Here is a 13,807-nt window from a genome sequence, read left to right on the forward strand (position 1 = left end):
CCTTACACCTCCTTGATGCTGCTTGCAAACTCTTCTAATTTTGTCTTTAACGATTCGCCCTCTTCCACTCCATAGGGCCGGCCTGTCAGCTGGAGCATGGGGATTCCCATCTCCTTTAAAGCCTTTTTCTGCTCGGGGAAATCCCATGACGGAGCATCGTCGTAGAGATACGTATAGGCAATTACACCCTCCGCTCCGCAGGCCCGGGCGCTGCGGCAAATCGCCTCTACCCGCTCCGACACGAAGGCCCGTTTAGTTCCCGGGCTTCGGAGCATGTAGCGGTCCACGATACCCTTTATGGGCTCCAGGCTGGTATCGATCTTTTTGTTCCAGTGACGGTCTCCCCAATCGTGGTCCTCACCAACGACCACCATTCCATGCTCTTCCAGCAGCTGATAAAATCCGCTCTGTTCCTGACCGCTGCCGGTGAGAAAGAGTTTGACGCCGGAAACGGTTTGCCATGCAGCTGCTTCCTGCAGCAAGTCTTCCAAAAGCACCGAATGGGCGTCCTTTTCCATATAGAAGGAGGAACCTATGATGACTAACGCTTCGGAGCCGTTGATTCTGCCTTCCCGTCTCAGAGCTGCCATCTTCTCCAGCAGCTCCCGGTTTCGATTGCACTGATCGGCGGCTTTCAAAATTTCCTGGTCATCCAGTTTCTTCCCAGACCAGGCCTCCAGCTTTTCCCGGAACTGTCCCACGATCTTTTCATTGCGGACCTGGTGCATTCTGAATCTGGTAAAGAGCCAATCAATGAAATACAGCTCGGGGATCGGTTTTTCCGGTTCTAATGCTGCCACCTCCCGAATATAATAGTAGATTCGAACCAGCGCATCCGTTGAATTGGAAATGATCAGGCAGTCCATCAAATCGGCATTTGCGCCGTCAATAATCTTTTCGAACTGGGACCTGAGGACCGGCGGAAAGGCAAATTCCAGATATTGATCCGCCTCCTTCATGGATATGTCAGGTGTTCCGTAAATCCGGTAGGGCAGTATATCCGCCGCCATCAAAAGCTCCTCCGGCACGTCCCACCCCAGGATGCCTGCTACCTTTTTCCCTTGGGCTTTCCAATCCCTGGCTATGCTCTCCCGATTGTCGTAAATTTCCTTTAACTTTTGAAACGCTTTGCTGTTTAATGCTTCTTTTCGAATGGTCATTTTATCCCTCCTTGCTGCTTGACAACGGGAAGCGAAATGTAGGATGTATGTACTGCGTCTCGATAAATGGTTACCGCAGGCGGCTCTGCTTCCTGTATAAAATAGACTTTCTGACAGGCACATGTGATGGTGACACGGATGCGATGGCCCTTGCAAAAGAGGTGGGAAAGGGGCTGAAGATCCATCTGCAGGCGGTAAGGCTTTCCCGGTGTAAGCTTGTGTTCATCTTCTTGACAGCATCTGTGCCACGGCAATCCCAGAAAATCGTAGGGCGGCTGGGAAACTGCACGAAGAGAAGCCCGCAGCTTGCCGTCGGAAAGATAAGTGCCTTTCCCTTCTTCGTCCACATCGATCAAGTGTACAAAGAAATCCCCGTCGTCGGATGAAGAGGAAATCCATAAGTCCATTGTCGGATGACCCGTCACCGTCAAATCCTGTTCCAAAGGCTGGCTGGTATAGGTGAGGCCTTTTTTGTCCCGATCTTCGGTTTGGGTGTGGTTATCGATGTTTTCCCGGATGTCGTAAAAGACCCGGTATTCATCCTGTCCCGACTCTTTTTCCGGCGCAGTCTTGCTTAGGCTGCCATCATTGATCGAAGGGGCGGTTGTCGACCTTTCTCCTCTCAGGAAAAAGCTTTGTCTTTCTGTATTGGGCAGAGGCCAACTGCCGGCAAAGGACCATTCCCCGCCTTCTCTGGCATTTCCTGTGCTGTAGTAGATAGGAGGTTCTTCCATCAGACCGTTTTCAATATCCTTCAGCCAGTAATCAAAGAATCGCAGTTTTTCGGCGGCCATATCGAATCCAGGGCGGTGGTCCATGTGCCACCAGGGCCCAAACAGCAGCTTCTTGGGTTGCTTCAGGTTGCAGTACATCATCATCGTATCTCTTCGAAAGACATCTCTCCATCCGCCGTACAGATAGAGTGCTGTCTGTGCCTGATTGATGTCCGCCAGATACGTTACATGGCTGATATCCTCCCACAACCTGGTATCCGTATCCTCGCACCAAGAATCCCGATAAGGGCAAGCCTTCATGTTCTCGGCCTGCCGGGTACTGAATCTATGCTGCATGACCGCCTTTTCCAATTCTGCTTTTGCAGCCTCACTTTCCAGCTCACCCACCGGGACATTGCGCAGATCGTCCAAATAAGCGGCATCGGGCTGGGTACCAAATGCTCTCAGGCTTCCGCCCCGAACCCAGCCGTCGTATTTATCCAGATCGGTCATACCGATAAAGGCAGCTTTCAAGGCCGGCGGTCTTTTTCGCAGCATCTCCATCTGAGTGGCTCCGTAATACGAGTAACCGAATGTACCCACCTTGCCATTGGACCAGCTCTGCCGGGCCAGCCATGCGCACATTTCGTATCCGTCCCATGCTTCCTGGTCGCTGTTAACAGATTGCCGGAATCCAAAAGAAGCGCCTGTGCCTCTGACTTCCGCCGCTGCAAACACATAGCCGTGGGACACCAGCAGCTTTGCCTGCCCCAGTGTGTCTTCCTCCAGGTCCGGCGCATACTCTGTCCCATCGGTGAACTTCCCTGTAGCAAACACGGTGCGGTAATCATAAGGTGTGAAAATCCATACCACCGGCAGGGGTTCTTCTTCTAATACGCCCTGTCTGGTGGGACGGTAGTAATCGACTGCGATTTTCACGCCGTCCCGCATCTTTGCATATTCAGAAAATCGTTTCCAGCCGTCATAGCTTGCTTCGCTGTATCCGCTGTAAACGCCCGGCTTTGATATTTTTTCCATGGTGGTCTCCTTTCCCCATCCATTGGGCTTTGTTTTCTTTGTAAATTCAGAATACCACAGGTCTTTACCGCCACCTAGCAGATTGCTTTTTGTAAGCGCAAAACTGTAATTCTGTCACATTTTTTTCCGGCAATTTGTTCATGTTGCACATGCCTTTGCATGAAGTTAGTATAGAAAGGAAAGATGCGGAAAGTGGTTGCCAGCGTTGGACCGTCTTGGACAGCCTCGCCACGCAAGTTTGGCTCTTTATATTTGTATTTTATTTCCATTTCTATTTGAAACACGATGATTTGGCATCAATGTCCATAGAAATCCGGCAGTTTTCCGCCTTTTTTCGCAAAATGCGGGGAAGCTCCGGGCGTCAGAGAGCCAGTTAGCGCAAACTTTTAGAATTGAATGCGTGATGTAGATCAAATTAGTCTTATTTTTAGAATTATCTGTAAAAAATTCATCAGTTTTATATGGACAAGGGTTCTGAATTTGCCCATTTCGAATAGGTTTTTGCAAAAAAACTTAAAATCGGATTATAACGCCCTGGCTGGGGCGGCCGCATGAACGTTTGCAAAAAAAGATCCGGCACCAGCCGCTTGCTGCCAAGCGGCCGGTGCCGGTGTTATTATGCTTTACATCGGACCCAGCTTCCGTCCTCTGACCAAGAGAACTTCGTGTTCAGATTGCTGTCGTCGGACATTTGTTTGATATGGTCGAATATTTCCTGGCGGCCGGTGCTCCTGATAAATCCCTGTTCTTGCTCTTACTTTCATTTTTCTGCTCCCGTGGTTTTCTGCTTCGAGTGCAGCGGCAGCAATAAATCCGTATCTTGATTGCGGACACCCGCCTCAATGGACCAGGCGTGGTCGATTACGGCGGTCAGTCTCTTCTCGGGTGTATAAAGGGGCCACTCTACATCAATATGGTTTCCGTTGGGATTGCCATTGCGGACAAAGTTGGCCCAGCAGCCGTGAAGCTCTTTTTCCAGCTTGCCGCAAGGCTGATTTCCCTGCACCGGTTCACCCGTCTGCAAATCCATATATACCAGATGATCCTTTTTCATATTGGTGTAAGGGATCTCAAAGCAATGCTGCGGCCGAATCTTCGCCCCCTGGGGAAGGAAGGATATGTAATACAAGTAAGCCTTTCCGCCTCCCTGAGTCTGTGCAACTGCCGTTACCACAGCACCCAGCCTGAGAAGCGCGTCATTCCATAAATCCTGGTATGCGGTTTTCCGGTCTCTTTTTGGATCGTGGGATACAAATTCTTCGATCAAATCCGGCGTGAGGGTCTGAGGGAAAACGCCTGCCGCCGCTTGTCGAAGCTCTTCTTCTGTCATATAAAAACCTACGGTATCAAATTCACCTGCCACGGTACCGATCATCAGCGGAATATCAGCGGCTTTCCCCTCTCTCAGTTCCTGACAGGGATTTTCCGGAAAAATCCCCTGGCCCCAGACCTGTTCAAACGCCCCTGCGTCTCCGGTTCCCAGGCCTTTGGCCAATTCCTGCCCTGCCTGACACAGCTGGTCTGCAGGCATTTTTAATAAATCCTCCAGAGACTGCGCTCCGGCAATCTGGTAAAAACGATCCGCCAGCATGCGCGCATCCTCCTTTGTTTTTAAAAAGGCGTCGGAGCATGCGGTGCTTTGGCAAATTACTTTTTGAAAGTACGGTCTAGCTTCCGAAATCGCCATTAGACTTGCCACTGACATTCCTCCGGCAGACTGGCCTGAAATTGTCACCTGCTGAGGATCACCGCCGAAAGCCTGGATGTTTTCATGAATCCATTGCAGCGCAGCGATCTGATCCAGCGTCTGCAGGTTCGTGCTGTCCGCATAGATGCCCTCCTGGTCAAACCTACTCAAATCCAGGCTGCCAAAGATGTTAATTCTGTAGTTGATATTCACATAGACGATATCCGGGCTTTCAGCCACAAACTGGTCACCGCAATATACGCCGTTATAGCAGTCTTTTCGGTTGCTGCCGGTGGCATAGCATCCGCCGTGGATCCAGACGAGGACAGGTTTGCCTTTTTTCTGTGGATCCGCTGTCCAAATATTTAAGGTCAAACAATCCTCGCTCATGGGCGGCGCAGTCACCCATTCTTCTTTTTGTACTTCCTGCCAACATGCAGGCCCGCATTCCGCCGCCTCAAAAATTTCTTTACTAGATTTCAGCGGCTGGGCTTTCTGCCAGCGCTTCGGGGGCTGGGCATAAGGAATTCCCAGGAATTCGATCACGCCATTTTCCAATTTATGTCCTATATAGGTTCCTGTTGTTGCTGTTACTGTCGTATTCATAAAATTCTCCTATGCTGCTTTTTTTACTTTCCTGATCTGTGGCTCTACATTATTCCTTCTCATCAGATAAAGGACAACCATCAAAATGAATCCGATCCCACACATGATGGTGCAAACGGTAAAGGTTTTGGTGTAATCCCCAGTATCCGTTCCGCCCAGCACACCCAGCCATGGGGAAAGGGCCGATGCGATCAAAATGGATTGGTAGCAGATGGAATAGTTGAATCCAAAGTTTTTTGAACCGAACAAATCGCTGACAACGACAGGATGTATGGTCGCAAAACCGCCGAAGCAGAAACAAAAGGCAAAGGCGCAGACTGTAAACCAGATCACCCCGTGATCCCCTGCGAAAATCAGTCCTGCTACGCAAACCGTTCCCACGCCGAATAGAACAACGCTCACGAGCAAGCGGTTGAGCCTGTCTCCAATCGGTCCTACGATTCCGCAGATAATGCCGACAACGCTGACTCCGCTTACAAGAAACGCCGATTGCATGGCCGTAATCGGCAGCATGTCCTGGGCGATCCAGGAAAGCTGGTATGTGAGCAGCATATAGGTGGATGAGCCTAAAATCGGTGCGATGAAAACTACGTAAAAGGCCGGATCCTTCAGCATACCTTTCCAATCCTTTTGTACGAACTTTCCATCTTCCTCCGCCGCATTGTCTTCGCCATAGTCTGGAGTGTCATATCCGGCCGGAATGTAGTCCTGAGGCGCATTGGGGAAAAAGATAATTGAAATCACACCAATTGCAGTAAGGATCAAACCAACAAATACAAATTGCATATCAAAGCCTACGGTGTCAATCAGTTTCTGGACCAGCGGCGGCAAATAAACGCCTCCAATGGGAATTCCTGTGCAAGTAATAGCTACCGCAAGGCCTTTCCAATCAGGAAACATCTTGATGACATTATCATATACGGCGATATAGACGACAGCCTGCTGCCAGGAAAGAAAAATCACTTCCGCTGCGGCAAAGCCAGCAACTCCATCCAGGAGAGCGCACATCAATTCACCGACAGCGAATGCGATGATCGCAGATAGGATGACCTTCGTTCCGCCGAATTTATCCACACATTTTCCGCCGATCAGTGTCATAAGCGCTCCCGTAAGGGTTAATGCCGTATAAATACTCGCCATCCCGGCATCCGTCGCTCCTCGCAGCTCAATCATCGGCTCTACCAGCAAACTCCAGATATAGCCGATTCCCAGTGTTGACATCAACAAAAGAGCCGCGGCCAGGGCAACCCACCTTGTCTTGTCAAAATTTTTCGTACTCATTTGCATTTTCATAATGAACTCCTTTGAATCATGACAATCATTGCGTTTAGTATTAACGTTGAATTCATTATATTCTTACAATTTCAATATTTATATGGATCATTCATCTGCAAAAACCCCCAATTACATCATTTTTTTACTATAAGAAATATACCCTTCAAAAACTCAATAGGACCGCCATTCCGCATAAGTCTTGTGGCTCATCCCGGAAAGATTGATGGACGGCATGGGAATTTGGTGGGCCGCAAGTTGTGCTTTTGAAAAATAATAGAGGATATACTGCTGGATAATATGGCGGATTTCGTTTACGTGATAAAACCGGTTCGCCCGGCTCTTTTCGTTATGCTTTTTATGCCATTTGCGATGATTGGCCGGGGTTGTACCGTACCATTGTTTAAAGGTTTTGTAATAAAATTTGGGGTCGGAAAATCCGCAGTTATAAGAAATGGTTGAAATGGTATCGCTGGTAGCCAGCAAATCGATTTCAGAATGAAAGACCCGCAGCAGAGCCAGGTAATTGTTGAAGGTATCGTCAAAAATTTTGTTGAAATATACAGACAAGTAGTTGGGGTTTAAATGTTCTATGCTGCTCATGGACTTTAAAGTAAGTTTTTCCCGGTAGTGGGTATTGAGATAGAGCAGCATGCGGTCAAAGCGCTCCTTGGACCAGGCGATGTCCACATCATAATCTGCGATGCAGTACACGCTGAAATATTGGATCAAAATCTGCGTCATCTGATCTGCAATCGCCTGAAAGGTCTTGGTCTGCGGTTCGTAGTCACCGGTGAAGATATAGAGCGCGGAGAGAATGAGATCGTGCAGCTCTTTCAAATGTGTCTTCTGGTGCGGACCGGAAAGATCGGGTGTCAGTTTGAACATAAAATTCCCCAGATTCTGTCCTTGAAAGAATGGATGGGAAAAATCCAGATAAAAGGAAACGATCAGATTATCGCCCTGCCCGTCGATGCCGTGTACCTCATTGCAATTTATGCAGAGAATCTGCCCGGTTGCCAGGGGAATCGTTTCATAGGAGGAAAGGACAGAGGCTGACCCTTTCAGGCAGTAAATCAGTTCCAGCGTATCTTTGTGATAATGAGTAGGCTCATCAGCAGCCGTATAGATGGAAATGCCCAGTGGCGTTTTTGCGATGTATTTGGGGACCGCATTCTCTACGATATTCATGTTGCACCTCTTTTTCATCAAATCATCCGCATCCATTGTATGTTTCCTATTATTCTTGCAAAGGGCGTACCAACAAAAATGCTCTGTTTTTCAAGTCCCAGAACGGACGCAAAACCGCTTCTATTCAAAAGAAAATAAAAGCGGTTCCAAACCTTCTCTTGCAACTGGTTCAGCCCTATTCCAACTTAAATACAATATTTTAATTCGAATAGTCTTTGTCCAAACTTCTGCCGTTTTTCCCGGCCAGCCGCAAAACAGCGAAAACCACCGCCAGGGAAAGGATTCCAAGGCCCACCACGCCATAGAAGGTGGCAATGTAATTTCCAGTCATCGTATAAAGCTTCCCCGCCAGCATCGGTCCAAGCAAAGCCGCGATGATCAGCTGGGTGCTGATGATGCCAAAGTTGGAGGAAAAGTATCGCGGCCCATAAAAACGAATGACCACGGCTGAACTGGAAGTTGGCGCTGCCCCGAAGCTCAAGCCCACCAAGATGCAGCCGGCAATGAGCAAGGGCAGGCTCTCAACAGTCACCGCAGCCGCTATGGTCACTGCGGCAATGAGAAATATGGCACAAATAAGAAGCAATGTTTTTTTCACACCCAGCTTGTCATACAAGAGCCCATATACAATCCGCCCCGCGCCGTTGGACACGGAAACGATACCGGCGATTACAGCCGCCAGTTCCCCACCGGCTCCCATCTGAATCGCGCAGGGAGCGATGTGGCCCATCAAAGCCAGCCCTGCCGCGCTGATAAAGATCAGCCAAACATACAGAGCTTTAAAATCGCTGCTTCTGGTCATTTGACCAGTTGTCAGGCTGCCTGCTTCGGACTCGCTTTTCTTCTCCGGTTTATTGGATTTTGGTTTCACTGTAGATTGGAGCATAACGCCTTCTGCCAATATCAGGATGCCAAAGAGAATGCCCAGGATCAAAAAAGTCGTCCTCCAGCCAATGGCATTCATAAGGGCCGAGCAGACCGTGCCCAAAATCATCGCACCCAGACCGAAGCACATCATCAACATACCGGATGACAGCCCCTGTTTTCCGGGAAACCATTTGCTGGGAATGGCGATCATTTCTACATAGGCAAAGCCTACGCCAAACCCACAGAACATCCCGTAAAAAATATAAAAATGCATCAAAGCCTGTGCTCTACTGGCTGCGGCAAAACCCGCGAACAAGAGAATTGCCGCAATCAGTAAACTAAGGAGGGCTTTGTCTTTTCGCTTATTAAATTGTCCTCCGGCCATGATTCCCAAGGTCATTGCAATCATGGAAATGGTAAAGGTGAGAGAAGTCTGCGATCGTTCCCAACCGAATTCCGTTTCCAAAGGAACAACAAAAATCGACCACCCGTATACCAGACCTAGACAAAGCATGGCAATCAAGGTAAAGACAAACATTGGTATTTTTCTATTCATGAGACCGGTCCAATTCTTCCATAATACAAGGAATGATCTCATACAAATCGCCGATCAAACCATAGTCCGCCACTTGAAAAATGGGAGCATGGGCATCCTTATTGATCGCCACAATATAGTCGGATCCGTCCATCCCGGCCAAGTGCTGAATGGCGCCGGAAATCCCGCAGGCAAAATAGATGCTCGGCCTTACCGTGCTTCCCGTCTGACCGATAAGATGGGAATGGTCAATCCACCCGGCATCGACGGCCGCCCGGGAAGCGCCCACCACGCCGCCTAATTTTTTCGCGAATTCTTCCAAAAGGGCAAATCCTTCTCCACTTCCCAATCCGCTTCCGCCTGATACAATAATGTCTGCATCGGAAAGGGATACTTGTTCCTTGATGGATTTTACGGTTTCCAAAACCTTGGTCCGAATATCACCTTTTTGGAAATTCACCTCAAGGGGAATCACTGTACCTTGGCGCTGCGGATCAAAAACAGCCGCCTCCATAACACCAGGCCTTACTGTGGCCATCTGCGGCCTGCTGTGGGGACAGAGAATGGTAGCCATCAGATTTCCGCCAAAAGCAGGTCTTGTCTGATGAAGATTCCGTTCCTCGTCTCCGATTTCCAACCTGGTACAATCCGCCGTCAGCCCCGTATCCGCTTTTACAGCCAGACAGGGGCCTAAATCCCTTCCAATGTGGGTCGCTCCCAAAAGAACGATTTCCGGCTTATACGCAGAAATCGCCTCTCCGATTACCTTTGTATAGGCATCGGTTCTATATGTATCAAGCTCTTGGTGGTCCCCTATATATACCTTTTCTGCGCCGTACCCGATCAGCTCTGAAGCCAAATCCGATATCTCATGTCCCAGCACCACCGCGCAAAGCTCTGTGTTCAGCTCATCGGCCAGCTTACGCCCCTCACCTAAAAGCTCGGCAACCGCCGGCATCAGCTTGCCTTCTCTTTGTTCAGCAAACACCCATACGCAGCGATAGGCCTCCCGATCAAAGGTCTGTGCCGCCTCTTCACTCTTTTCAATGGCATCGAATTTACAAACCTCGATACAGTTTCCGCACTGGGTGCAGCCGGGCTGAATGACAGCCGTCTTATGCTCCATGGTAATTGCATCAAAAGGGCACGCCTTTACACACAATTCACATCCTTTGCAATTCTCGTTTATTATCTTAACAGCCATGTTTTTCCTCCCGCTACCATACGTTTTTTTCTTCTAATTTAGCGACCAACGTCCTTGCCATTTCCTGAGGCGTACCTTTCAGCATCTCCCCCTGTCCCTTTAATTCAGGTGCAAAAGAGCGGACAACCCTTGTCGGCGAAGCCTCCAGACCGCATCGCTGCACCGGCAAATCGATATCATTGTGATCCAGCGTGATGATTTCTTTCTCGTAAGCATCCACAATACCTCCCCCGCTCATATACCGTGGCGTATTCAATTCCTTTACCGCAGTGATCAGACAAGGCAGAGGCGTTTCAATGACTTCATAGCCGTCCTCCAGCTGCCTCTGTACAATCGCTTTTCCCTCTTTTATCTTGATATCCTGCGCATATGTGACCAAGGGCAGTCCCAGCCGCTGGGCAAGCTGAGGTCCCACTTGAGCTGTGTCGCCTACAATTGACTGCCGTCCTGCCAGGATCAAATCAAAATCTCCGATTTTTCGAATGCCGTATTCCAATGTCACGGATGTGGCATAGGTGTCCGCGCCGCCAAAAGCATGGTCCGAAAGAAAGTAAGCGTCATCCGCGCCCATGGCAAGGCATTCACGAATCATAAATTTGGCAGCCGGGGCTCCCATGGTCAAGATCGTTACGGTAGTTCCTGGATTGGCATCTTTCATCGTAAGCGCGGCTTCCAGCGCATTGGCATCATCTGGGTTGAGGATCGATGGTACGCCTTCTTTGATCAAGGTACCTCTTACCGGATCCATCTTTAAATTAACATCGGTTGTATCAAGTACGCGTTTCGCGCAGACCAGTATTTTCATCATCATTCCCTTCGCCTCCTGTTATTTTTTCAGCAGCTGCCCTGCGATTACCATCTGCTGCACCTGTGATGTTCCTTCATAAATGGTAAAGACTCTGCAATCCCTATAGAAGCGTTCCACTTTATAATCTTTAATAAATCCGTATCCTCCATGGACCTGAATCGCTTTGGCGCATATTTCATTGCAGGCTTCAGACGCGTACCATTTAGCCATGGATGCCGCTTTGGACGCATCCTGACCGGTGTCCTTCAAATAAGCAGCCTGGTAGGTCAAGAGTCTGGCTGCTTCCAGCTTTGTCGCCATACCTGCGATGGTGAAGCTGATCGCCTGAAAATCTTTGATCTTTCTTCCGAATTGGGTTCTTTCCTGAGAATACTTGATCGTCTCCTCAAGAGCGCCCTTAGCCACGCCGATTGATTGGGCCGCTACGCCGATTCTCCCGCCGTCCAGCGTTTTCATAGCATTGATAAAGCCACGGTTTTCTTCTCCCAGCCGGTCCCTTTTATGAACCCGCACATCCTTGAGGATGATATCCGAGGTGGGCCCGCCGATAATGCCCATTTTTTCCTCCGGCAGCCCAGTGGATACGCCTGGCAGCGTCATATCTACGATAAAAGCGGAAATTCCTTTGGTGCCCCGCTGGGGATCCGTTTTGGCGAAGATAATCGCATAATCGGCCTCCGGCGCATGAGTAATAAAACATTTCCTGCCGTTGAGTATGTAATGGTCTCCGTCCTTGACAGCCGTCGTCTGCATGCCGCCCGCATCAGATCCTGCTCCCGGCTCGGTCAGTGCAAAGGAGATGATCCGCTTCCCTTTTGCTAGCGGGATTAAATATTTTTCCAGCTGTTCTTCCGTACCCGCTGAGAGCAGCGGCCCTCCGCCGAGGGAATTGGGTGTATTGGCATAAATGGCCGATATGGCACTAACGCTGGCCAGCTCCTCGTTGAGAATTACATATGCCCTGGTATCGAATCCTGCGCCTCCCCATTTTTTCGGTATCTTAACTCCAAAAAATCCGCACTCTGCCATCTTATCCAGGATTTCTCTCGGATAATGGTTGGTTTCTTCGATTTCATCCAGCAGCTCCGGCTTCAGTTCTGTTTGGGCGAACTGTTTCACCAGCTTTCTGAATAATTGGTGCTTTTCCGTCAAATACATGCTTTTAACCTCCTAAGTATTGGTTTAAATTTCCCCATTCTTCATGAAAGATCTCTTCACTCATCGATTTCAAGTCCTTGGAAATGGCCGGAACAAAATCCATGTTCGCCAGAATATCCTTTTCCAAATCCATTCCCGGAGCAATTTCCATAAGCGTCATCTTGCCGTCCATCAGCTTGAAAACGCATCGTTCGGTGATGTATAAGACTTGCTGATCCTCGCCTTTATAGGCCCCTGCGAAGGTAACCTGCTCCACCTTTTCCTTGAATTTTTTAATGCTTCCTTCTTCCACAACCGTTATTTTTCCATTGCCAGTTTTCAATTTGGCTTTTCCCATAAAAGTACCGCAAAAAATCACTTTGGGCGTCGCCTTTGTAATGTTTATAAACCCGCCCGGCCCAGTCAGGCGCGGGCCAAATTTACTGACGTTGATATTTCCTTCTCGATCGGCTTCTCCAATTCCCAGGCACGTGACGTCCAGGCCGCCGCCGTCGATCAAATCGAACATATCGCCGTGAACCATAATCGCTTCCGGATTGTAAGCGCTGCCGAAATTGGGCAGGGCCGCCGGAACGCCTCCGACCATGCCGCTTTCCGTTGTCATCACGACTGCTTCAGAGAGATTCTCTTCTGCGAGAATCTTGCCCATTTCCGCCGGCATTCCCACACCCAGATTGAGGACATCACCGTTCTTCAATTCCATCGCGCATCTTCTGCATATTACCTTTCGTTCATCAAAGGGCAAAGGCGGCAAAGCGCGGAGCGGTTTTTTGATTTGCCCGGAAAAAGACGGTTCATAATAAACGCCTTCTGTCTGCCAGCATGCTTTCTGATCACTGGCCTGAACCACATAGTCCACCAGCACGCCGGGAATCTTGACCTCCTTTGGCGCAAGGGTACCCGCCTTTGCCAGATATTCTACCTGAACGATGACGATTCCTCCTGTATTTTTAGCAGCGGTAGCTACCGACAACCCTTCGTTTATTACGCTTTCCCGTTCAAAGGAAATATTTCCATGTTCATCGGCGATTGACCCTCGCAGCAAAGCCACATCCACATCAAAGCCTTTATAAAAGAGGTATTCTTCGCCATCCAGCTCTTTTATCTCTACCAATTCGGTCTTGGTACATTGGTTCATTTTTCCCCCTTCCAGCCTGGGGTCGACGAAGGTTCCCAGTCCGACCTTGGTCAGCAGTCCAGGCTTCCCGGCGGCGATTTCTCTCCAAAGATTGACGATAACGCCCTGGGGCAGACAGTGACATTCCAGCTTGTTTTCCACTGCCAGTTTGCACAAGGAAAAGGCAGAACCTACGTGAGCCGCGGACCACTTGGTAACCAGACCTTCATATCCCAATCTGGTTGTTCCCCGTTCTTTCCAATCTCCCATGGCGCTCCCCTGCTTTAAATTCAAATCTCGGGGATGCCCTGTTTCCTGAAAGCGGTCTGCAATGGCGCAGGCGATTTCTTCCGCCCAGCCGGACAATCCCATTCCCGCAAGACCGATCGTCGCCCCGTCCGGTATCAGCTGCGCGGCTTCTCTGGCTGTAATCACTTTTGTCATGACTTTC

General features: G+C 49.4%; 10 protein-coding genes. All 10 read right to left on the minus strand.

The genetic code is table 11. The annotated features are described in order from the left end of the window. Positions 1 to 2 precede the first annotated feature (2 nt). The 10 genes from LG211_RS15830 to LG211_RS15875 all read right to left on the minus strand — a co-directional run bounded on the left by LG211_RS15830 (position 3) and on the right by LG211_RS15875 (position 13,800). A complete protein-coding gene (locus LG211_RS15830; RefSeq protein WP_253020258.1) occupies positions 3 to 1,160 on the minus strand; it encodes a 2-hydroxyacyl-CoA dehydratase subunit D in 1,158 nt (385 codons plus the stop codon). Beyond that, complete coding sequence (locus tag LG211_RS15835; protein WP_269477971.1) at positions 1,157 to 2,911, minus strand: CocE/NonD family hydrolase; 1,755 nt, start codon at positions 2,909 to 2,911, stop codon at positions 1,157 to 1,159. The genes LG211_RS15830 and LG211_RS15835 overlap by 4 nt, the downstream gene beginning before the upstream one ends. A 760-nt stretch (positions 2,912 to 3,671) precedes the next feature. Continuing rightward, a complete protein-coding gene (locus LG211_RS15840) occupies positions 3,672 to 5,204 on the minus strand; it encodes a carboxylesterase/lipase family protein (RefSeq protein ID WP_269477972.1) in 1,533 nt (510 codons plus the stop codon). Positions 5,205 to 5,213: 9 nt separating this feature from the next. Further along, the gene (locus LG211_RS15845) at positions 5,214 to 6,497 is read right to left on the minus strand and encodes an MFS transporter (protein WP_148398813.1); all 1,284 of its coding nucleotides are present in this window, start codon (positions 6,495 to 6,497) and stop codon (positions 5,214 to 5,216) included. A 153-nt stretch (positions 6,498 to 6,650) separates the two neighbouring features. Next, the gene (locus LG211_RS15850) at positions 6,651 to 7,667 is read right to left on the minus strand and encodes a helix-turn-helix domain-containing protein (protein ID WP_253020260.1); all 1,017 of its coding nucleotides are present in this window, start codon (positions 7,665 to 7,667) and stop codon (positions 6,651 to 6,653) included. A gap of 199 nt (positions 7,668 to 7,866) precedes the next feature. Then, positions 7,867 to 9,090: an MFS transporter gene (locus LG211_RS15855; RefSeq protein WP_269477973.1), complete on the minus strand. Its 1,224-nt coding sequence runs from the start codon at positions 9,088 to 9,090 to the stop codon at positions 7,867 to 7,869. Beyond that, positions 9,083 to 10,273 carry an electron transfer flavoprotein subunit alpha gene (locus LG211_RS15860; protein ID WP_269477974.1) on the minus strand — a complete coding sequence of 397 codons (1,191 nt, stop codon included), beginning with the start codon at positions 10,271 to 10,273 and terminating at the stop codon, positions 9,083 to 9,085. The genes LG211_RS15855 and LG211_RS15860 overlap by 8 nt, the downstream gene beginning before the upstream one ends. Before the next feature lie 13 nt (positions 10,274 to 10,286). Next, a complete protein-coding gene (locus LG211_RS15865; RefSeq protein ID WP_148398837.1) occupies positions 10,287 to 11,078 on the minus strand; it encodes an electron transfer flavoprotein subunit beta/FixA family protein in 792 nt (263 codons plus the stop codon). Between the two features lie 21 nt (positions 11,079 to 11,099). After that, complete coding sequence (locus LG211_RS15870) at positions 11,100 to 12,239, minus strand: acyl-CoA dehydrogenase family protein (protein ID WP_269477975.1); 1,140 nt, start codon at positions 12,237 to 12,239, stop codon at positions 11,100 to 11,102. Positions 12,240 to 12,243: 4 nt separating this feature from the next. Next, on the minus strand, positions 12,244 to 13,800 hold the full coding sequence (locus LG211_RS15875; RefSeq protein ID WP_269477976.1) for an acyl CoA:acetate/3-ketoacid CoA transferase: 1,557 nt from the start codon (positions 13,798 to 13,800) through the stop codon (positions 12,244 to 12,246). Positions 13,801 to 13,807 lie beyond the last annotated feature (7 nt).

The sequence above is a fragment of the Hominibacterium faecale genome, assembly GCF_020734085.1.
Lineage (GTDB): Bacteria > Bacillota > Clostridia > Peptostreptococcales > Anaerovoracaceae > Hominibacterium > Hominibacterium faecale.